General features: G+C 62.2%; 20 protein-coding genes. 6 read left to right on the top strand and 14 right to left on the bottom strand.

The window, feature by feature from the left end; genetic code table 11:
- Positions 1-5 precede the first annotated feature (5 nt).
- Entirely contained in the window at positions 6-563 is a 558-nt protein-coding gene (locus FURADRAFT_RS02395) for an adenine phosphoribosyltransferase (RefSeq protein WP_008952509.1), read from the top strand.
- A gap of 154 nt (positions 564-717) precedes the next feature.
- On the opposite strand, the gene FURADRAFT_RS19985 is transcribed toward FURADRAFT_RS02395, so the two are convergent.
- Positions 718-855, bottom strand: coding sequence for a DUF3149 domain-containing protein (locus tag FURADRAFT_RS19985; RefSeq protein WP_008952508.1), 138 nt, complete (start codon positions 853-855; stop codon positions 718-720).
- Positions 856-1043: 188 nt separating this feature from the next.
- Complete coding sequence (locus FURADRAFT_RS02390; RefSeq protein ID WP_008952507.1) at positions 1044-2072, bottom strand: CDP-6-deoxy-delta-3,4-glucoseen reductase; 1029 nt, start codon at positions 2070-2072, stop codon at positions 1044-1046.
- Between the two features lie 37 nt (positions 2073-2109).
- Between FURADRAFT_RS02390 and FURADRAFT_RS02385 the strand changes: the two genes are divergently transcribed.
- Both FURADRAFT_RS02385 and trmB read left to right on the top strand, forming a co-directional pair.
- The gene (locus FURADRAFT_RS02385; RefSeq protein ID WP_008952506.1) at positions 2110-2988 is read left to right on the top strand and encodes an SDR family oxidoreductase; all 879 of its coding nucleotides are present in this window, start codon (positions 2110-2112) and stop codon (positions 2986-2988) included.
- Positions 2989-3114: 126 nt separating this feature from the next.
- Positions 3115-3795 (top strand): tRNA (guanosine(46)-N7)-methyltransferase TrmB, encoded by a 681-nt coding sequence (gene trmB, locus FURADRAFT_RS02380; protein ID WP_008952505.1) that lies wholly within the window; start codon positions 3115-3117, stop codon positions 3793-3795.
- A gap of 52 nt (positions 3796-3847) precedes the next feature.
- Here trmB and FURADRAFT_RS02375 read toward each other — a convergent pair whose 3' ends face one another.
- Positions 3848-4327 (bottom strand): glutathione peroxidase, encoded by a 480-nt coding sequence (locus FURADRAFT_RS02375; protein WP_008952504.1) that lies wholly within the window; start codon positions 4325-4327, stop codon positions 3848-3850.
- Positions 4328-4417: 90 nt separating this feature from the next.
- Between FURADRAFT_RS02375 and FURADRAFT_RS02370 the strand changes: the two genes are divergently transcribed.
- Positions 4418-4894, top strand: coding sequence for a DUF1841 family protein (locus tag FURADRAFT_RS02370; protein ID WP_008952503.1), 477 nt, complete (start codon positions 4418-4420; stop codon positions 4892-4894).
- Between the two features lie 171 nt (positions 4895-5065).
- On the opposite strand, the gene FURADRAFT_RS02365 is transcribed toward FURADRAFT_RS02370, so the two are convergent.
- Complete coding sequence (locus FURADRAFT_RS02365) at positions 5066-6016, bottom strand: D-2-hydroxyacid dehydrogenase (protein WP_008952502.1); 951 nt, start codon at positions 6014-6016, stop codon at positions 5066-5068.
- A gap of 10 nt (positions 6017-6026) precedes the next feature.
- On the bottom strand, positions 6027-6809 hold the full coding sequence (locus FURADRAFT_RS02360; protein WP_008952501.1) for a DUF2189 domain-containing protein: 783 nt from the start codon (positions 6807-6809) through the stop codon (positions 6027-6029).
- A gap of 172 nt (positions 6810-6981) precedes the next feature.
- On the opposite strand from FURADRAFT_RS02360, the gene FURADRAFT_RS02355 reads away from it, so the two are divergent.
- Positions 6982-7311: an FKBP-type peptidyl-prolyl cis-trans isomerase gene (locus tag FURADRAFT_RS02355; RefSeq protein ID WP_008952500.1), complete on the top strand. Its 330-nt coding sequence runs from the start codon at positions 6982-6984 to the stop codon at positions 7309-7311.
- A 68-nt stretch (positions 7312-7379) separates the two neighbouring features.
- Here the strand turns inward: FURADRAFT_RS02355 and FURADRAFT_RS02350 are convergent, their stop codons facing one another.
- The 5 genes from FURADRAFT_RS02350 to rlmE all read right to left on the bottom strand — a co-directional run bounded on the left by FURADRAFT_RS02350 (position 7380) and on the right by rlmE (position 13150).
- On the bottom strand, positions 7380-8012 hold the full coding sequence (locus FURADRAFT_RS02350) for a DedA family protein (protein ID WP_234985994.1): 633 nt from the start codon (positions 8010-8012) through the stop codon (positions 7380-7382).
- 222 nt (positions 8013-8234) lie between these two features.
- Positions 8235-9572 (bottom strand): phosphoglucosamine mutase, encoded by a 1338-nt coding sequence (gene glmM, locus FURADRAFT_RS02345; RefSeq protein WP_008952498.1) that lies wholly within the window; start codon positions 9570-9572, stop codon positions 8235-8237.
- A 57-nt stretch (positions 9573-9629) separates the two neighbouring features.
- Positions 9630-10472, bottom strand: coding sequence for a dihydropteroate synthase (folP, locus tag FURADRAFT_RS02340; protein ID WP_008952497.1), 843 nt, complete (start codon positions 10470-10472; stop codon positions 9630-9632).
- A 72-nt stretch (positions 10473-10544) separates the two neighbouring features.
- Positions 10545-12455 (bottom strand): ATP-dependent zinc metalloprotease FtsH, encoded by a 1911-nt coding sequence (gene ftsH / locus FURADRAFT_RS02335; protein WP_008952496.1) that lies wholly within the window; start codon positions 12453-12455, stop codon positions 10545-10547.
- A gap of 77 nt (positions 12456-12532) precedes the next feature.
- The gene (gene rlmE / locus FURADRAFT_RS02330) at positions 12533-13150 is read right to left on the bottom strand and encodes a 23S rRNA (uridine(2552)-2'-O)-methyltransferase RlmE (RefSeq protein ID WP_008952495.1); all 618 of its coding nucleotides are present in this window, start codon (positions 13148-13150) and stop codon (positions 12533-12535) included.
- Between the two features lie 319 nt (positions 13151-13469).
- Here rlmE and FURADRAFT_RS02325 point away from each other — a divergent pair, with 319 nt between their 5' ends.
- Complete coding sequence (locus FURADRAFT_RS02325) at positions 13470-13796, top strand: YhbY family RNA-binding protein (protein ID WP_014088336.1); 327 nt, start codon at positions 13470-13472, stop codon at positions 13794-13796.
- A gap of 108 nt (positions 13797-13904) precedes the next feature.
- Here the strand turns inward: FURADRAFT_RS02325 and FURADRAFT_RS02320 are convergent, their stop codons facing one another.
- From FURADRAFT_RS02320 to leuE, 4 genes are all read right to left on the bottom strand, one after another.
- Complete coding sequence (locus tag FURADRAFT_RS02320) at positions 13905-14336, bottom strand: DUF4149 domain-containing protein (protein ID WP_008952493.1); 432 nt, start codon at positions 14334-14336, stop codon at positions 13905-13907.
- Positions 14337-14392: 56 nt separating this feature from the next.
- Positions 14393-14869 (bottom strand): transcription elongation factor GreA, encoded by a 477-nt coding sequence (greA, locus tag FURADRAFT_RS02315; RefSeq protein WP_008952492.1) that lies wholly within the window; start codon positions 14867-14869, stop codon positions 14393-14395.
- A 155-nt stretch (positions 14870-15024) separates the two neighbouring features.
- Entirely contained in the window at positions 15025-18237 is a 3213-nt protein-coding gene (carB, locus tag FURADRAFT_RS02310) for a carbamoyl-phosphate synthase large subunit (protein ID WP_008952491.1), read from the bottom strand.
- 27 nt (positions 18238-18264) lie between these two features.
- Complete coding sequence (gene leuE / locus FURADRAFT_RS02305) at positions 18265-18912, bottom strand: leucine efflux protein LeuE (RefSeq protein WP_008952490.1); 648 nt, start codon at positions 18910-18912, stop codon at positions 18265-18267.
- Between the last annotated feature and the right edge of the window lie 53 nt (positions 18913-18965).

Here is an 18965-nt window from a genome sequence, read left to right as displayed (position 1 = left end):
GGCGTATGGAAAACCTGAGCAGCCTCGATTTCTCCGGCTACTTGAAGAATCGGATTCGCACCGTACCGGACTGGCCGCAGCAGGGCGTCATGTTTCGCGACATCACGCCGCTGCTGCAGAACCCCAAGACCTTCCGCATGCTGATCGACATCTTCGTCTATCGCTACATGGAGGAGAAGGTCGACCTGATCGCGGGCCTGGACGCACGTGGCTTCATCATCGGCTCGGTGCTGGCCTACGAACTCAACGTCGGCTTCGTCCCAATCCGCAAGAAGGGCAAGCTACCGTTCAAGACCGTGTCGGAGGAGTATGAGCTGGAATACGGCAACGCCACGGTGGAAATGCACACCGACGCCTGCAAACCCGGAGACCGGGTGGTGCTGATCGACGACCTGGTCGCCACCGGCGGCACCATGCTGGCCGGAGCCAAGCTGCTGAAAAAACTCGGAGCCGAAGTGCTGGAGGCGGCGGCCATCATCGACCTGCCGGAACTGGGTGGCAGCCAGCTGGTGCGCGATAGCGGACTGGAGCTGTTTACCGTGTGCTCCTACGACGGTCACTGAGGGCGGAACACACTACTGGAAACGCAAACGGGCCTCACGGCCCGTTTTTATTGGTTCTGCAGGCGCACAAAAAAAGAGGATACGGCGAGTCACCGTATCCGTCCAAGCACACACACATAAACCCAAGGAAGTAACGCAGAAAGCGCTCGCCCGCTCAGTGCTTGCGCGACTCGTTCTTCACATTGCGGATGAACAGCGTCACGCAAACGCCCACGACAAGGCTGGCGACCACGATGGTGATCAGGCTCAAGAGCCCGACGTCGTCGGATAACAGTTGTTTCCAGAGTTCCATTTTGCCCTCCTGTGGCGGCTGAGCTCGCCTTGATGACTTTGACTGCCAACCATCATACCCATGACAGAATGTCGGGAATTGACGTAGGTCAAAGGCATGTTTTTCTGTACCTGGCGGGCACAAAGGGCGAAAAAAATGGCCCCGGATCAATTCCGGGGCCATGCCTTTTGTCACTGCTCGACAGCGTTTTACTTGCTGGCGCTCATGTCCTTGGAGAGGAAGAAGGCATCCGAGAAGAACTCATCCTCAGGCAGCCCGAGCTCGCGGGTAAAGCTGCGGTGCGCTGCCTCCACCATGACAGGGGCGCCGCAGGCGTATACCTGATGGCCGGAAAGATCGTCGAAATCGTCCAGCACCGCCTGGTGAACGAAGCCGGTGCGGCCGGTCCAATTATCCTCGGGCAACGCCTCGGACAGCACCGGAATGTAGGTGAAGTTGGCGTTGGACGCCTGCCACTGTTCCGCCAAGTCGGCCATGTACAGGTCAGCCTTGGTGCGCGCCCCCCAGTAGAACACCATGGGACGGGTAATGCCGCTGTGCAGAGCATGCTCGACGATGCCCTTGATCGGAGCAAAGCCGGTGCCGCTGGCCACGAACACGATGGGTTTGTCCGAATCCTCGCGCAGGAAGAAAGTGCCCAGCGGTCCCTTGAAGCGCATGATCTCGCGCTCTTTCATCTGGGTGAACACGTACTCGGAAAACGAGCCGCCGGGCTGGTGACGGATGTGCAGCTCGAGGAAAGCATCGTCGTGCGGCGCGTTGGCGATCGAGAAGCTGCGCTTCTTGCCATCCTTCATCAGGATGTCGATGTATTGGCCGGCGTGGAACTGCAAGCGCTCTGAAACCGGCAGCTTCAGCTTCAGCACCGCGACGTCGTGCAGCTTCTCGATTTTCTCGACGCGGCACGGCAGGGTCTTGACCGGAATGTCGCCGATGCCGGTGACTTCGCGCACCTCGATGGTCAGGTCGCCTTGCGGCTTGGCGCAGCAGAACAGGGCGTAGCCTTGCACCCGCTCCTGCTCCGGCAGGGCCTTCTCCTGGTAGCCATCCTGGCACACCTCGCCTTCCAGCACCTTGCCCTTACAGGCGCCACAGGCGCCATCGCGGCAGCCGTACGGCAGGCCGACACCCTGACGCAGGGCCGCCTCGAGAATGGTTTCGTGGTCGTCGACCTGGAAGGTGTGTCCACTCGGGAGCACTTTGACTTGAGCAGTCATCTCGTTACTCTACCTTAAGCTCGCTAAAATGCGGTGTATGCGTACTCTATTGATTGCAGGCTTCGGCGACGTGGCGCGCCGGGCCGTTCCTTTCCTGGCGCCGAGCTGGCGGCTGCTGGCGCTGGTGCGCCGGCCGAAACAGATAGCCGAAGCCCGCAGCCTGGGCGTCCTGCCGGTGCTAGCCGACCTCGATGACAAACGGAGCCTGACACGTCTGGCCGGACTGGCCGACGCCCTGCTCTATACCGCCCCGCCGCCGGAACGCGGTGAAAGCGACCCGCGCCTCGGCAAGTTGCTGTGCGCGCTGGCAAAGGGGAAAAGTCTACCACAGCGGATAGCCTATATCAGCACCAGCGGGGTCTACGGCGATGCCGGCGGTGCCTGGCTGGACGAAACCGCCCCCCTACGTCCACAAAGCGCGCGCGCCAAGCGGCGCGTCGACGCCGAACGCCGCCTGCGCGCCTTCGCCCGGACTCATGGCACCACCGTGACGATCCTGCGCGCTCCAGGCATCTACGCCGCCGAGCGCCTGCCAACGACACGGCTAATCAACGGCACGCCGCTGATCGCGGCGGACGAAGACAGCTACGGCAACCACATCCACGCCGACGACCTGGCACGGATTTGTGTTGCCGCACTGCGTCGCGAGGATGGTATCCGAGTCTACAACGCCTGCGACGCCGAACCGTTGATGGTGGGCGAATGGTATGACCGCCTGGCGGACGCGCTGGGCATGCCGCACGCCCCCCGCCTACCCCGGGTCGAAGTGCAGGCCGCCGTCTCCCCTGCCCTATGGTCGTTCCTGGCCGAGTCGCGGCGGCTGGATAACGGCCGATTGCGGCGGGAATTGGGCATCCGCTTGCGCTACCCGACTGTGGCTAGCTTTCTCGCCACCCTGCCTGGCCCGACAACGTGATGTCGGTTCCGGTCGCGCCAGGATCACGGTGACCGGCATCACTCACGCCAGGAAGGGAATGTCTCGCCACCTCGCGCCAGATTCGGTAACATCGCGCTTTTTTTGACTTTTCCAACGAAGACCGCCATGGAAAACCCGGCTTTTCAGCGACACATCAAGAGCTTCGTGCTACGTCAGGGCCACCTGACGCCGTCCCAGAAGCGCGCCATGGACGAAGGCATGCCGCGCTGGGGTATCGAGTACCGCCCGGAGACCCTCGACCTCGAGCAGGCATTCGGCCGTCAGGCACCGAAAATCCTGGAAATCGGCTTCGGCATGGGTACCGCCACGGCGGAAATCGCCGCCAACAATCCGCAACAGGACTACCTGGGCGTCGAAGTGCATTCGCCGGGCGTGGGCAACCTGCTCAAGCTGATTGCCGAGCAGGATATTTCCAACCTGCGCCTGATCCGCCATGACGCCGTCGAGGTCATCGACCACATGCTGGCCGACGCCTCGCTCGACGGCATTCACATTTTCTTCCCGGACCCATGGCACAAAAAACGCCACAACAAGCGCCGGCTGATCCAGAGCCCGCTGGTGGCGAAGCTGGTGAAGAAACTGAAGCCGGGTGGCTACCTGCACGCCGCCACCGACTGGGAAGATTATGCGATCCAGATCCTGGAGGTGTTTTCGGCCAACCCCGAGCTCGCCAACAGCGCCGACGGCTACGCCCCGCGCCCGGACTACCGCCCGCTCACCAAGTTCGAGCAGCGCGGCATCCGCCTCGGCCACGGGGTGTGGGACATCATCTTCCGGCGCAACTGAGCCGGTGATCCCGATGCCTAGGCCCGCTCGACGGCAGGCCTGGGCGCGTGTCTCAGCCGCCCAACAAACGATCGATATCGTCAAGCAACTCGTGCGGCTGCACCGCCGGCTCATAGCGTTTGACCAGCCGCCCCCTGCCGTCGACCAGGAACTTGGTGAAGTTCCATTTCACCGGCTGGGGATGATCGGTGTCGGCGCGAGTCAGCCAACGCCACAAGGGATGTGCCTCGTCGCCGTTGACAGCGACCTTGGCGTAAAGCGGAAACGTCACCCCGAAACGACTCTGGCAGAACGCAGCAATGCTGTCCTCGGCTCCCGGCTCCTGCCCGCCGAACTGGTTGCAGGGAAAGCCGAGCACCGCGAACTCCTCGCCGGCGAAGTACACCGCCAGCTCCTGCAAGCCTGTGTATTGCGGCGTGAAGCCACATTCGCTGGCGGTATTGACCACCAGTACCACCATGCCGGCGTAGCGCGACAGGGATTCGGGACTGCCGTCGATACGGCAGGCGGAAAAGTCATGGAGCGTGGTCATGGTGGGTCTCCGTCTCGTATAATCGGCACTGCTACAGCACAGGAGCCGCCGCGCGCAGCATCCTCCGTTTTTCTCCTCAGGTAGATCGCCATGTTCAATCCCAGCCGCCAGGATGCACGCCGTTTCTTTTTCGACACCTGGGCCAAACACCAGCGCAACGAGCCGCTGACCGATCTGGAAAAAATCACGCTGACCATCCTGCTGGAGCATCCGGAATACCATGCCATCGTCGGCCAGCCCGAGCGCTACCTGGAACAGGAATGGACGCCGGACATGGGAGAATCCAACCCCTTCCTGCACCTGAGCCTGCACATGGCGATCGAGGAGCAACGTTCCATCGACCAACCCTTCGGCATCCGCTCGCTCTACGCCCAGCTCGCCTTGCGTCTGGGCGACGAGCATGCCGCCCAGCACCAGATGATGGAATGTCTTGGCGAAATGATCTGGCACGCCCAACGCTATGGCGGTGGCCCGGACGTCAATCGCTACATTTCCTGCGTGCGCGGCCGGCTGGGCATGGGCGAAGAAGAAACTCCACGCATCAACCCCAACGATGTCGGCGACTGACAAGGCGCTTCCGGTTCTTTAGGTGATAGCCCAAGTTGGCGACTGCCACAAACCCGGAAATGACAAGCGAGGCAAATCGATGCCAAGCCTGCCCAACGCACCCCTAACCACGCGCCAAAACAAAAAAGCACCCGTGCATAGCACGGGTGCCTATCCCTCGTTTTATTCGCCTTAGACGATGCGACGCAGCCTGCGCCCCTCGATGAAGGCTTCGATATTTTCGACCAGTTGCCCGGCCAGCCGGCTCATCGCCTCGTGGCTGGCCCAGCCAACGTGCGGGGTAACGATCAGATGCGGCAGCCGCGCCTTGAGCAGTGGATTCCCCTCGCTCGGCGGCTCGACCGTCAACACATCGAACCCGGCCCCACCCAACTGACCATACTTGAGCGCCGCCACCAGCGCCTCCTCGTCGACCAGCCCGCCACGTGCGGTATTGATCAGCACGGCTCCCGGTTTCATACGCTGCAGTTCCTCAGCGCCGATCATATTGCGGGTTTGCTCGGTCAACAGGCAATGCAGCGACAGCACGTCCGAGCTGGTCAGCAGGGTATCGAAATCGACGTAGCCCTCGCGTACGCTGGCCGCCCCCTTGCGCTCTCCGAACAGCACGGTCATGCCGAAGGCACGTGCACGCGACGCCAGCGCCTGACCGATGCCACCAGAGCCAATGATGCCCAGCGTGGCGCCCTGCAGGTCGCGAATCGGCGCGCCGAAATGGCAGAACTGCGGCGCGTTCTGCCACACGCCAGCTGCCACGTCGCGCTGGTAGGCCGGCAGGTTGCGGAACAACGCCAGCATCATCATGAAGGCGTGCTCGGCCACCGTATCGTCGCCGTAATGCTGGATGTTCGCCACGGCCACGCCGCGTTCGCGGCAAGCCTCGAGGTCGATATGGTTCACCCCGGTCGCCGCCACCGCCAGCAGCTTCAGCGCCGGCAGGGCCTCAAGTGTGGCACGGTTGAACGGCACCTTGTTGGTGATGACGATCTCGGCCCCTTCGACATGACGGACGATCTGCTCTCGCGCGGTGGCCGGGAATTCACGGTAATGATGGGGGAAGGCAAAAACAGGAACCGGGACAGGCAAGCTGTCCCGGTCCAGAAACACGATGGAATGGGTCATGTAGTCGTCGTCAGCGCTCAAAGGTGATCAAATCGCGGTAGGCATGCCAGGTGGCCAAGCCGATCACCGGCATGATCACGATCAGGCCGACGAAGTAGGTGACAAAGCCCACCACGGTGAGGGCAACAATCATAGCCGCCCACACCAGCATCGTCAGCAGGTTCTTGTACACCGCCTGCAGGCTGGCCACCATGGCCGTGACGGTATCCACCTCCTTGTCGAGCAACATCGGCAACGATACCGCGCTGACCGCGAACACCAGTGCCGCGAAGAAGAATCCGATGCCAAAATACGCGACCAGGAAGCCCACGTTCTCGGGCTTGAAGGCGTTGGTCACCACCATGTTCAGCGTTGGCAGGGTTGCCGTGTCGTAGAACAGCGCAAACATCAACAGCGACATGCGGAACCAGCCGAACACCAGCACCGCCAGCAGCACAGCGTACAGTGCAAAGCTGTGCATGTTGACCCGCCAAGCCATCATGCTGTGGACCAGTGTGACGCGACCACGGCCATCGAATGCCTCCATCTGCTTGGCGATGTCGTAAAGACCGATCGCAAGGAACGGCCCGGCCAGCAGAAAGATGGTGGATAAGGTGATGACGATCTCCGGCGCCTGCTCGAAGTAAGTCGTCAGCAGATACCCCATCAATACGAAGACGGCGCCGTAGAACAGCGAGTCGGCCGGAGCCCGCTGCAAATCCTTGAAGCCCTGACGCAGCCATTTGGCCGGGTACGACACGTTGACATGCTTGACGACCGGGTGCTCGTTTGACGGATGGTGTGCGATATCCATGATGTATCCCCTTTGCAGCAAGTGTGTGTGTGGCGGACAAACCCGGCATTAGTTTTTTTATAAGCCATAACCACGGAAACACAACCCGGGAGGGACCGCCAACGGGACGACGCCGCCGGACGGCGCTGCTACAATGAATAGCTTGGATGACTCTAACGAAAGGACTGGGCTGATGGCGTCCGAACTGATCATTGAAGAACTGCAACTGGGCGACGGTGCCGAAGCCACCGTCGGCCAGGAAGTCACCGTGCACTACACCGGCTGGCTCACCGACGGCACCAAGTTCGACTCGAGCAAGGACCGGTTCCAGCCGTTTTCCTTCCCGCTGGGCGCAGGTTACGTAATCAAGGGCTGGGATCAAGGCGTAGCCGGCATGAAAGTCGGCGGCAAGCGCAAACTGACCATCCCGGCAGAGCTGGGCTACGGCGCACGCGGCGCCGGCGGGGTCATCCCGCCTAATGCCACATTGATCTTCGAAGTGGAACTGCTGCAGGTAGGCTGAATATCAACCACTGTTGCAACAAAAAAGGCCATCGCATGCGATGGCCTTTTTTGTTGCAACAGGGCGATTCATTTCTTGGGCGTCAACGGCGCAGGATGGCCGTTCTTTTTCTTGCGGTAACAAGCCATCGCCACTCCCGCCAGCAACAGCGCCACCACGATCAGAATCCCAGCCTGGCCGCGGTGCACCCAGGTCATCAGCCAGTCACGGTTGGCCGCCCCCAGATAGCCCAGATACACCCACACCGGCACCGAAATGAGCGCAGCAAAACCATCCATCAGCAAAAAACGCCAGTAGGGCACACGCCGGGTCATCCCGGCGGTGATAAAGATCGGCGAACGCAAACCAGGCAGAAAGCGCGCAACAAACAACACCCAGTTGCCGTACTTGTCAAATTTTTCCTGCACTGCGGCAAAACGCTCCTGGGTGAGGATGCGGGCAATCGGCTTGAAGCGCAGCACGCGATGGCCGTAGTGATGACCAAGCGCAAACATCAGGCCATCACCGAACAGCACACCGGCCATGCCCACGGCCACCATCCAGTCGACGTTGGCAAACCCCAAACCGGAGATGATGCCACCCGCCACCAGCGTGATGTCTTCCGGGATGGGCACGCCACAACCACAGGCCAACAACACCAGGAATACGGCGAGATAGCCATACCCGGTAAAGAAATCGAGAAGAATCTGCAGAATATCCATGTAGGCCCGTCTGTCCATCCCCCTGCGCCAGGCAGGGTTGGTGCCCCGTTTTCAGAGCGGGGACGTATCGTGGAGCATCATGATAACACAGCCCATCGTGGCAATTTCTTGATACCGAACAGCCTTCTCCATCGCTTCACGGAATCGCCCCCAGCGCCCTGAATAGCAAAAAACCCACGACCAGATAGCTGTGGGTTTTTGCAGGAAGTGGACCAAACAGGCTCAGCCAGCGGAACTTTCGATCACGGCCGCGATTTCCCGTGCCCACTTCTCCGACAAGGCATGATCGTCCGCCTCCACCATCACACGCACCACCGGTTCCGTGCCACTGGGGCGCAGGACAACCCGGCCGCGCCCTTGCAAGGCAGTCTCGGCCGCTGTCAACACGTCGACGGAGGCGGCTTTCCAGTCCTGCCCCTTGAGCCGCACATTGATCAGCGTCTGTGGGAACGGCTGCCAATCGCGGCAGACACTGGCCAGATCCTGCCCCAGCTCGGCCAACGCCGTCAGCACCTGGAGACAGGAAATGATGCCGTCACCGGTGTTATGTTTATCGAGGCACAGCACATGGCCGGAGGCCTCTCCCCCCACCAGCCAGCCATTGTTGTGCAGCATCTCGAGGACGTAGCGGTCGCCCACCTTGGCCCGACCGAACGGCACCGCCATCTTCTGCAAGGCCAGCTCCATCCCCATATTCGTCATCACGGTGCCGACCACACCGCCCTTCAGCTCCCCCTTGGCGGCACGCGCCTTGGCGATGACATAGATCAGCTGGTCGCCATCGTAGACCTGGCCCTTGCGGTCCACCATCATCAGCCGGTCGCCATCACCATCCAGTGCCACGCCGTAATCGGCCTCGTGCTGCAGCACCGCCGCCTGAAGGGTCTTGGTATAGGTGGCACCGACCTTGTCGTTGATGTTGTAGCCGGTCGGTTCGCCGCCAATCGTCACCACCTCCGCACCCAGTTCGTGGAACACCTTGGGCGCGATGTGATAGGTGGCACCATGGGCGCAATCGACCACCAGCTTCAAGCCCTTGAGATTGCGGTCGTTGGGAAAGGTGCTCTTGCAGAACTCGATGTAGCGCTCGGCCGCGCCATCGATGCGGCGCGCCCGCCCCAACTCGCGGGAAGGCCGGGTTTCCATCGGCTGCTCGAGCATTGCCTCGATTTCCAGCTCGATGGCATCATCCAGCTTCTTGCCTCCTTCGGCGAAGAACTTGATGCCGTTATCGTGATAGGGATTGTGCGAGGCCGAGATCATGACCCCTGCAGACAGGCGCAAGGCACGCGTCAGATAGGCGATACCCGGGGTCGGCAGCGGCCCGGTGAGCAGCACGTTGACCCCGGCGGCGGTCAAACCCGCCTGCAAGGCGGCTTCCAGCATATAGCCGGAAATTCGCGTGTCCTTGCCGATCAGCACGGTCGGATGCAAGTCGTTCTCGTGGTTGACCAACACCCGTCCAGCGGCGTAACCCAGTTTGAGCACGAATTCGGGGGTGATCGGAAATTGGCCGACTTCGCCACGGATGCCATCGGTACCAAAGTATTTGCGAGCCATATTATGTTATATCCCTGAAAAACGGCACGACATTGTACTGCCAGCCGACATGAGGTGTCAGTGATGAGCCCGTTCCAGCGCGGCCAGCAACTGCAGCGCCTGACGGGTAGCCTTGACGTCGTGCACCCGAACCACTTTGGCGCCGCGCCGCGCCGCTTCCAAGGCGGCCGCTACGCTTGCCCCCAGTCGCTCGGCCGGTACCTCTTCACCGGTCACCGCGCCGAGCATCGACTTGCGCGACATGCCGACCAGGAGTGGGACACCCGCCAGCTGTTCGACGTCGGCCAGACGTTGCAACAGCTGCAGGTTATGCTCCTGCGTCTTGCCAAAACCAAATCCAGGGTCGCCCAACAATCGCGCGTGCTCGATACCATGTTCCAGGCACAAGGCCACGCGCCGGCCAAGATAGGACCCGACTTCATCAACCACATCGCGATAGTGCGGATTGTGCTGCATGGAGTCCGGATTGCCTTGCTTGTGCATCAGGCAGATACCGGCCCGGCTCTCCGCCACCACGGCCAGCGCCCCCTCGTCCTCCAGAGCCGAAACGTCGTTGATCAGATCGACCACGCCGGCCACCAGCGCGGCACGCATCACCGAGGCGCGGCGAGTATCGAGCGACAGCGGTACATTCAATGAAGCCAAACGTTCGAGCACCGGCAACACCCGCCCCTCCTCCTCTTCCGGGCTGACGTAGGGGGCGCCGGGGCGGGTCGATTCACCGCCGATGTCGAGGATGTCCACCCCCTCCTCCAGAAGCCTCTCGGCTTGAGCCAGGGCAGTATCGAGCCGGTTGAAGCGGCCGCCGTCGGAAAAGGAATCGGGGGTAACGTTGAGAATGCCCATCAACAGCGGGCGATCCAACGCGAGCGTAAAGCGTCCGCACACGAAGTCGGTCATGGTATTGCCTGTAGAGAGGTCGCAAAAAAGGCGGCAGCACGATGCTGCCGCCTTGGGTAAGGATGAAATGGCTCAGTGTTCCTGCGCCGGGGTCGCACTAGGTTCCGGCGCCGTACCGGTCGGCTTGTCGCCGCCACCGCTACCTGCCGTGCTGCGGTCGGGACGCGGCGGACGCGGCGGACGACCAGCCATGATGTCGTCGATCTGCTCGGCATCGATGGTCTCCCACTCGAGCAGCGCCGCGGTCATCGCTTCGACCTTGTCGCGGTGCTCTTCGAGCAGGCGGCGCGCCAGCCCGTACTGTTCGTCGATGATGCGGCGGATTTCCGTGTCCACCTGCTGCATGGTCGCTTCCGACATGTTCTTGTGGGTCGTGACCGAGCGGCCGAGGAACACTTCGCCCTCGTTCTCGCCGTACACCATCGGTCCCAGCTTGTCGGACATGCCGTAGCGGGTCACCATGTCGCGCGCCATCTGGGTGGCACGTTCGAAGTCGTTCGAGGCACCGGTGGTCATCTGGTTCATGAACAGCTCTTCGGCGATACGGCCGCCGAACAGGATGGCGATACGGTCCATCAGGTAGCCGCGGTCGTAGGCGTAGCGGTCCTCTTCGGGCAACTGCATGGTCAAGCCCAGCGCGCGGCCACGCGGAATGATGGTGACCTTATGCACTGGATCGGACTTGGGCAGCAGCTTGGCGACCACGGCGTGGCCGGACTCGTGATAGGCGGTATTACGCTTCTCTTCTTCCGACATCACCATGGACTTGCGCTCGGCGCCCATCATGATTTTGTCCTTGGCGGCCTCGAAGTCGTCCATGTCGACCAGGCGCTTGTTGCGGCGCGCAGCGAACAGCGCCGCCTCGTTCACCAGGTTGGCGAGATCCGCGCCGGAGAAACCCGGCGTGCCGCGCGCGATGACCGATGCCTCAACATCGGCGGCAATCGGCACCTTGCGCATGTGCACCGAGAGAATCTGTTCGCGACCACGGATATCCGGCAGCGGCACTACCACCTGGCGGTCGAAACGGCCGGGACGCTGCAGCGCCGGGTCCAGCACGTCAGGGCGGTTGGTGGCGGCGATCACGATCACCGTGGTATTGGTTTCGAAGCCATCCATCTCGACCAGCAACTGGTTGAGTGTTTGCTCGCGCTCGTCGTTGCCACCGCCGAGACCGGCACCGCGCTGGCGACCGACCGCGTCGATTTCATCGATAAAGATGATGCATGGGGAATTTTTCTTGGCCTGCTCGAACATGTCGCGCACGCGTGCCGCACCGACACCGACGAACATTTCGACGAAGTCGGAACCGGAGATGCTGAAGAACGGCACCTTGGCTTCACCGGCAATGGCCTTGGCCAGCAGCGTTTTACCGGTACCCGGGCTGCCACACAGCAGGATGCCGCGCGGAATGCGGCCACCCAGGCTCTGGTAGCGCGAGGGATCGCGCAGGTAGTCGACGATCTCCTTGACCTCTTCCTTGGCTTCATCGCAGCCGGCGACGTCCTGGAAGGTCACCGTGTTGGTGTCCTGGTCGAGCATGCGCGCCTTGCTCTTGCCGAACGAGAACGCCCCGCCCTTGCCGCCACCCTGCATCTGGCGCATGAAGAAAATCCACACACCGATCAGGAGCAACATCGGGAACCAGCTGATGAACAGACTCATCAGCATGCTGGGCTCCTCTTCCGGCTTGGCCGAGAAGCGCACGTTGTTCTTGATCAGGTCATCGACCAGTTGCGGGTCGTAGGGAGCATAGGTCATGAAGGAGGAGCCGTCGGCTCGCTTGCCTTTCAGCCACTGCCCGCGCAACGGATGCCCCTCGATGCTCAACGACTGCACCTTGCCCGACTCGACATCGCTGATGAACTGCGAATACTCGATCTGGTTCTGGGTATCCTGACGCTTGTTGAACTGATTGAACACCGTCATCAGTACCAGACCGATGATCACCCAAATGGCGATGTTTTTGCCGATATTGTTCACTAGAGCGGACTCCTCTGTGCCCTGACTTAGCTGGTTGCCCGTATTGATACGGATTGTAACCCCCGTAGGGGTGGATGTCAGCGACGACCTTTGCCCAACAGGTAAATTTCCGTGGAGCGGTCACGCGAAGCCTTGGGCTTGCGGCTGACCACCTCGTCGAACAGTTCCCGCATGGACTTGAGGTAAGGCTGGAAGTCGCTACCCTGAAAAACTTTGACGAGAAAGCTCCCGCCCGGTTTCAGATGGTCGCGGACAAATTCCAGCGCCAGCTCGCACAAGTGAAAACTGCGCGCCTGATCAATGGCGCTCATACCTGAGATATTGGGGGCCATGTCGGATATTACAAGATCAAGTTCGCGCCCACCGAGCAACGCGACGAACTGGTCGAGGACTTCCTGCTCGCGAAAATCGCCCTGAATGAACTCCACGTCAGCAATCGGGTTCATCGGCAGGATGTCGAGCGCATACACTTTACCCTTGTCGCCGACCAGCCGCGCCGCCACCTGCGACCAGCTGCCCGGTGCCGAGCCCAGGTCGGCGAGCACCGTGCCGGGGCGGATCAGCTTGTCCTTGTCGTTGATTTCCAAGAGCTTGTACGCGGCACGGGCACGGTAGCCGTCCTTTTGCGCCATGTGCACGTAGTGGTCGTGCACATGCTCGCGCAGCCAGTCGTTGCTGGATTTACTTCTAGCCATTGATGTCCTGCTCAGTCGTCTTGAAAACAGCCCCACCCCGCTCGTGTTGGCGGGAGGCCGTGCAGCCAGGCTGCCATTTTTTAAAGGTACTCCAGGCGGCGCCACTCGCAAAGTCCGTGCCGGCCCCGGCTGGCAGGCTGGAGAACCACCACCGCCGAATGCGGGCGAGCCACCGGGGTCATGTCATAGCCATTGCCGCCAGGACGGAATGGCGCATGTCTCTGTTTTCAGCGGCTATTTCCACCAGTAGCGGGGCCGGAACTTGGGGTAAAGGCCGAAAGTTTAGTAGAATCTCGTTTTATTCAGGAAGCTCATGCCCATGAAAATCGAACTTGCTCCCTTCGAGCGCCAATACCTGAAAGGACTCGCCCACGATATCAAGCCGGTGGTGATGATCGGCAACCACGGCCTGACCGAGGCGGTAGTTCGGGAAATCGCCATCAACCTCGATGCGCACGAACTGATCAAGATCCGGGTGCAGGGCGACGACCGCGATGCCCGCGTGGCGCTGTACGACAAGATCTGCGACGAACTGGGCGCCGCCCAGGTCCAGCACATCGGCAAGCTCCTGGTGCTGTGGCGTCCGTCCGACAAGCAGCGCGTGGTGCTGCCGAAGAGCAAGAAGGCGCTCAAGGCGCAGCCCTGATTTAACCCAGGGAACACGAAAAAAAGCGGTGGCCGGACCACCGCTTTTTTTTCGCCCCGCCCCCGGCTGCCGGCAGCGACACGGGAATGAGCCTGCCACTCGGCGGCGTCAGCTGTCCCGGCGCAGGATATAGGCCAGCGCCATCAGGCTCTGCAGCAGATAGATCAGGCTCGAGATCGCGTGCCAGGTGGCAAAGCCTCCGCCGAACAAGCCCTCGGCCGCCTGGTTCATCTGCAGCTTGAGATTGGCGATGATCGGCGACACGGCAAAATGGTTGATCAGGGTGCATGACAGCATGCCGATGATCAGCCAGAACGTGGCGGACTTGACGCCACGCAGGCCATCGCGCCAGATGAAATCCACCAGCAGGAACACCCCGCACACCAGCCCGACCCAGGCGATGGCAGAAAACAGCTTGCCGGCGACCATGCCGGCGGTGCCGCGGTCGAGCACCGAGAACAATACCGGGGTGACGATGATGCCGATGATCCACATGCCACCGATCCAGAAGGTGCGGGTAATCGCCCTCAATCCATCCATGCGCAGTCCCCTTTATCCAAACCTGCCAGGCGCGGCCCCACCGTGCCGCAAGCCGCTCAGATGTATTTGACGTCCAGGATTTCGTACTCGCGGATGCCGCCCGGGGCCATCACTTCGGCCACATCGCCGGCTTCCTTGCCGATCAAGGCGCGGGCGATCGGCGAGTTCACCGACACCTTGGCGAACTTGATGTCCGCTTCGTCGTCGCCGACGATCTGGTAAGTGACCTCGTCCTCGGTCTCCAGATCCATCAGTTCGACCGTGGTGCCGAACACGATGCGGCCTTCCGCATCCAGTTCGCTCGGATTGATGATCTGGGCATTGGAGAGCTTGCCCTCCAGCTCCGCGATGCGGCCTTCGACAAACGCCTGACGCTCCTTGGCCGCGTCGTATTCGGCGTTCTCCGACAGATCGCCATGGGAGCGGGCTTCGGCAATGGCCTCGATCACCGCCGGACGTTCCACGCTCTTGAGCCGCTGCAGTTCTTCTTTCAGCAGTTCTGCGCCACGCAGGGTCAACGGGACTTTGTTCATTCGACTTCTCTCCGCAGGCGGGATACCCGCCATCATGAAAAAGCACAAGCCGCCGTACGGGACGGCGGCTTGGCTGCTAGTAGCTTGCTGGCTGAATTGTAACGGCAAACGGCGTGGGGTTCAAAGGTTGGCCGAAACCCGCACCGTCCGTGTCGTCAGCCGTTTCGGACCATGGCGTGCAGGTCCTGCACGCTGTACACGTCGAACTCCTCGGCATGTGCCATGCCGACACACACGGCCTTGGCACCGGCCAGGGTGGTGTACTGCGGCACGCGCATCTGCAGCGCGGAGCGGCGGATCGAGTGGCTATCCTGGATGGCCTGACGCTTTTCATCCACGGTGTTGAACACCAGGCTGATCTCGCCGTTCTTGATCATGTCGACGATGTGCGGGCGGCCTTCGTTGACCTTGTTGATCAGCTGCACCGGGATGCCGGCTTCCTGGATGCCGCGCGCGGTGCCACGGGTGGCCACCACCTCGAAGCCCAGACGCACCATCTCACGCGCCACTTCGACGGAACCGGCCTTGTCGCTGTTGCGCACCGACAGGAACACCTTGCCCGCCTTCGGCAGGCGGTCGCCGGCAGCGAGTTCCGCCTTGATGAAGGCTTCGGCGAAGCTGCGGCCGACCCCCATCACCTCGCCGGTGGACTTCATTTCCGGACCGAGGATGGTATCCACGCCAGGGAACTTGATGAACGGGAACACCGCTTCCTTGACCGCGTAGTACGGCGGCACCACTTCCTTGGTGAAGCCCTGCTCGGTGAGGCTGATGCCGGCCATGCAACGTGCGGCGATCTTGGCCAGCGGCGCGCCGGTGACCTTGGAGACGAACGGCACGGTACGCGAGGCACGCGGGTTCACTTCCAGCACGTAGATGGTGTCGCCCTGGATGGCGAACTGCACGTTCATCAGGCCGACCACGTTCAGCGCCTTGGCCATGGCCACGGTCTGGCGGCGGATTTCGTCCTGCACCGCGGGGAACAGGCTGTACGGCGGCAGCGAGCAGGCCGAGTCGCCGGAGTGCACGCCGGCTTGCTCGACGTGCTGCATGATGCCGCCGATCACCACCAGCTCACCGTCGGATACCGCGTCGACGTCGACTTCGATGGCATCGTTGAGGAAGCGGTCGAGCAGCACCGGGCTGTCGTTCGACACCTTCACCGCCTCGCGCATGTAGCGCTCGAGGTCGGCCGGCTCGTGCACGATCTCCATGGCACGGCCGCCCAGCACGTAGGATGGGCGCACCACCAGCGGGTAACCGATTTCTTCGGCCAACCTCATGGCATCGGCCGGGGTGCGCGCGGTGCGGTTCGGCGGCTGCTTCAGGCCGAGCTCCTGCAGCATCTTCTGGAAACGCTCGCGGTCTTCGGCGCAGTCGATCATGTCCGGCGTGGTGCCGATGATGGGCACGCCGTTGGCCTCGAGCGCACGCGCCAGCTTCAGCGGGGTCTGACCGCCGTACTGCACGATGACGCCGAACGGTTTCTCGACGTGGCAGATCTCCAGCACGTCTTCCAGCGTCAGCGGCTCGAAGTACAGGCGGTCGGAGGTGTCGTAGTCGGTCGAGACGGTTTCCGGGTTGCAGTTGACCATGATGGTCTCGAAACCGGACTCGCGCAGCGCCAGCGCGGCGTGCACGCAGCAGTAGTCGAACTCGATGCCCTGGCCGATGCGGTTCGGACCGCCGCCCAGCACCATGATCTTCTTGCGGTCGGTCGGCCGCGATTCGCACTCTTCCTCGTAGCTCGAGTACATGTAGGCGGTATTGGTGGCGAACTCGGCAGCGCAGGTATCGACGCGCTTGTACACCGGGCGCAGGTTGAGCGCCCAGCGGCGCGCGCGCACCGCCCCCTGGTCGACGCCGAGCAGCGCGCCCAGACGGCGGTCGGAGAAGCCCTTGCGCTTGAGGCGACGCAGTTCGGCGTAGTCGAGCTCGTCGAGCTTGCGACCGGCCAGCGCCTTTTCCTCGCCGACGATGTCCTCGATCTGGGCCAGGAACCACGGATCGATCTTGCTGATGGCGAAGATGTCGTCACGGCTCAGGCCGGCGCGGAAGGCGTCGGCGACGTAGAGGATGCGTTCCGGGCCCGGCGTGCCGATCTCGTGACGGATCTGTTCCAGGTCGGAGGTCACCGGGTCGAAACCGGCCAGGCCGGTTTCCAGCCCGCGCAGCGCCTTCTGCATCGACTCCTGCAGGGTCCGGCCCATCGCCATCACTTCTCCCACCGACTTCATCTGGGTGGTCAGGCGGTCGTCGGCCTGCGGGAACTTCTCGAAGGCGAAGCGCGGGATCTTGGTGACGACGTAGTCGATCGACGGCTCGAACGAGGCCGGGGTGGCGCCACCGGTGATGTCGTTCTTCAGTTCGTCGAGGGTGAAACCGACCGCCAGCTTGGCGGCGATCTTGGCGATCGGGAAGCCGGTGGCCTTGGACGCCAGCGCGGACGAACGCGAGACGCGCGGGTTCATCTCGATGACGATCATCTCGCCGGTGTCGGGATTGGTGGCGAACTGTACGTTGGAGCCGCCGGTATCGACACCGATCTCACGCAGTACCGCCAGCGAGGCGTTACGCATGATCTGGTATTCCTTGTCGGTCAGCGTCTGCGCCGGCGCGACGGTGATCGAGTCGCCGGTGTGCACGCCCATCGGGTCGAAGTTCTCGATCGAGCAGATGATGATGCAGTTGTCATTGCGGTCGCGCACGACTTCCATCTCGTACTCTTTCCAGCCGAGTACCGATTGCTCGATCAAGAGTTCGTGGGTCGGCGAGGCCTCGAAGCCGCGCTCGCAGATCGCCAGGAACTCTTCCTTGTTGTAGGCGATGCCGCCACCCGAGCCGCCCATGGTGAACGACGGGCGGATCAGCGTCGGGAAGCCCACCTTGGCCTGGGCCGCCAGCGACTCTTCCATGGTGTGGCAGACGAAGGACAGCGGGCAGGACAGGCCGATCTTGGCCATGGCTTCCTTGAAACGACCGCGGTCTTCCGCTTTGTCGATGGCGTCTTCGGTCGCGCCGATCAGCTCGACCTTGTACTTCTCCAGCACACCGTTGCGCGCGAGGTCGAGTGCGCAGTTCAGCGCGGTCTGGCCGCCCATGGTCGGCAGGATCGCGTCCGGACGCTCCTTGGCGATGATTTTTTCCACCACCTGCCAGTTGATCGGCTCGATATAGGTGACGTCGGCCATGTCCGGGTCGGTCATGATGGTCGCCGGGTTGGAGTTCACCAGGATGACCTTGTAACCCTCTTCACGCAGCGCCTTGCAGGCCTGGGCGCCGGAGTAGTCGAATTCACACGCCTGGCCGATCACGATGGGACCGGCGCCGATGATGAGAATGCTCTTTAAGTCAGTACGTTTTGGCATCGTTTTGGCTCAATTTGGATCATTTATTCAGTTCAGGCTCGCCGCGGCCAGCTTGGCGCCGAAGCCCAGAAACAGCGCGCCGGTACCGCCGGTGGCGGCGCTCGCCAGCCGGCGCCGGGCGCGGAAGGCTTCGGCCAGGCGGCTGCCGGCCAGGATCAGCGCCGTCAGGTAGCTGATGCTGCACACCTGCAGCATACCTCCCAGGGCGACGAAGGTCAGCGCCGGGTAAGGGTAGGCCGGATCGACGAATTGCACGAAGAACGAGAGGAAGAACAGGATGGCCTTGGGGTTCATCAGGCTCAGGGTCAGCGCCCGCCGGAACGGGTCGCGATGGCCCAAGGTTATCGGCGCGCTCAGCGCTGCCGGCGCCGGAGCAGACCAGCGTCGCAGCGCGGCGCGCAGCATGTTGATACCCATCCACGCCAGGTAGGCCGCACCAATGTACTTGACCACCCAGAACAGCGCCGGATAGTTCTTCAGCAGCGACGCCGCGCCGGCGGCGGTGGCCACCATCAGCAGCGTATCCCCCACCAGCACCCCACCGGCGGCCTTGAAGCCGGGACGCACCCCGCGTTGCGCTCCGACCGACAGCACGTAGAGCGAGTTCGGCCCCGGCAGCAGGATGATGAAGATGGTGCCTATCAGGTAGGTCAACGGATCGGTAATTCCCAGCATGCTCTGACTCCCGTCTAGGCCGGCGCGACGACGCCGCACCGGCCATCAAGCGG

Origin of the sequence: Pseudogulbenkiania ferrooxidans 2002 (assembly GCF_000174355.1) — a bacterium.
GTDB lineage: Bacteria > Pseudomonadota > Gammaproteobacteria > Burkholderiales > Chromobacteriaceae > Pseudogulbenkiania > Pseudogulbenkiania ferrooxidans.
This window is presented reverse-complemented; position numbering and strand designations above follow the sequence as displayed.

Bases quoted from the DNA above. Each gene is read 5' to 3' on its own strand.
- FURADRAFT_RS02395 (WP_008952509.1), top strand. From the start codon at position 6: ATGGAAAACCTGAGCAGCCTCGATTTCTCCGGCTACTTGAAGAATCGG.
- FURADRAFT_RS19985 (WP_008952508.1), bottom strand. From the start codon at position 855: ATGGAACTCTGGAAACAACTGTTATCCGACGACGTCGGGCTCTTGAGC.
- FURADRAFT_RS02390 (WP_008952507.1), bottom strand. From the start codon at position 2,072: ATGACTGCTCAAGTCAAAGTGCTCCCGAGTGGACACACCTTCCAGGTC.
- FURADRAFT_RS02385 (WP_008952506.1), top strand. From the start codon at position 2,110: ATGCGTACTCTATTGATTGCAGGCTTCGGCGACGTGGCGCGCCGGGCC.
- trmB (WP_008952505.1), top strand. From the start codon at position 3,115: ATGGAAAACCCGGCTTTTCAGCGACACATCAAGAGCTTCGTGCTACGT.
- FURADRAFT_RS02375 (WP_008952504.1), bottom strand. From the start codon at position 4,327: ATGACCACGCTCCATGACTTTTCCGCCTGCCGTATCGACGGCAGTCCC.
- FURADRAFT_RS02370 (WP_008952503.1), top strand. From the start codon at position 4,418: ATGTTCAATCCCAGCCGCCAGGATGCACGCCGTTTCTTTTTCGACACC.
- FURADRAFT_RS02365 (WP_008952502.1), bottom strand. From the start codon at position 6,016: ATGACCCATTCCATCGTGTTTCTGGACCGGGACAGCTTGCCTGTCCCG.
- FURADRAFT_RS02360 (WP_008952501.1), bottom strand. From the start codon at position 6,809: ATGGATATCGCACACCATCCGTCAAACGAGCACCCGGTCGTCAAGCAT.
- FURADRAFT_RS02355 (WP_008952500.1), top strand. From the start codon at position 6,982: ATGGCGTCCGAACTGATCATTGAAGAACTGCAACTGGGCGACGGTGCC.
- FURADRAFT_RS02350 (WP_234985994.1), bottom strand. From the start codon at position 8,012: ATGGATATTCTGCAGATTCTTCTCGATTTCTTTACCGGGTATGGCTAT.
- glmM (WP_008952498.1), bottom strand. From the start codon at position 9,572: ATGGCTCGCAAATACTTTGGTACCGATGGCATCCGTGGCGAAGTCGGC.
- folP (WP_008952497.1), bottom strand. From the start codon at position 10,472: ATGACCGACTTCGTGTGCGGACGCTTTACGCTCGCGTTGGATCGCCCG.
- rlmE (WP_008952495.1), bottom strand. From the start codon at position 13,150: ATGGCTAGAAGTAAATCCAGCAACGACTGGCTGCGCGAGCATGTGCAC.
- FURADRAFT_RS02325 (WP_014088336.1), top strand. From the start codon at position 13,470: ATGAAAATCGAACTTGCTCCCTTCGAGCGCCAATACCTGAAAGGACTC.
- FURADRAFT_RS02320 (WP_008952493.1), bottom strand. From the start codon at position 14,336: ATGGATGGATTGAGGGCGATTACCCGCACCTTCTGGATCGGTGGCATG.
- greA (WP_008952492.1), bottom strand. From the start codon at position 14,869: ATGAACAAAGTCCCGTTGACCCTGCGTGGCGCAGAACTGCTGAAAGAA.
- carB (WP_008952491.1), bottom strand. From the start codon at position 18,237: ATGCCAAAACGTACTGACTTAAAGAGCATTCTCATCATCGGCGCCGGT.
- leuE (WP_008952490.1), bottom strand. From the start codon at position 18,912: ATGCTGGGAATTACCGATCCGTTGACCTACCTGATAGGCACCATCTTC.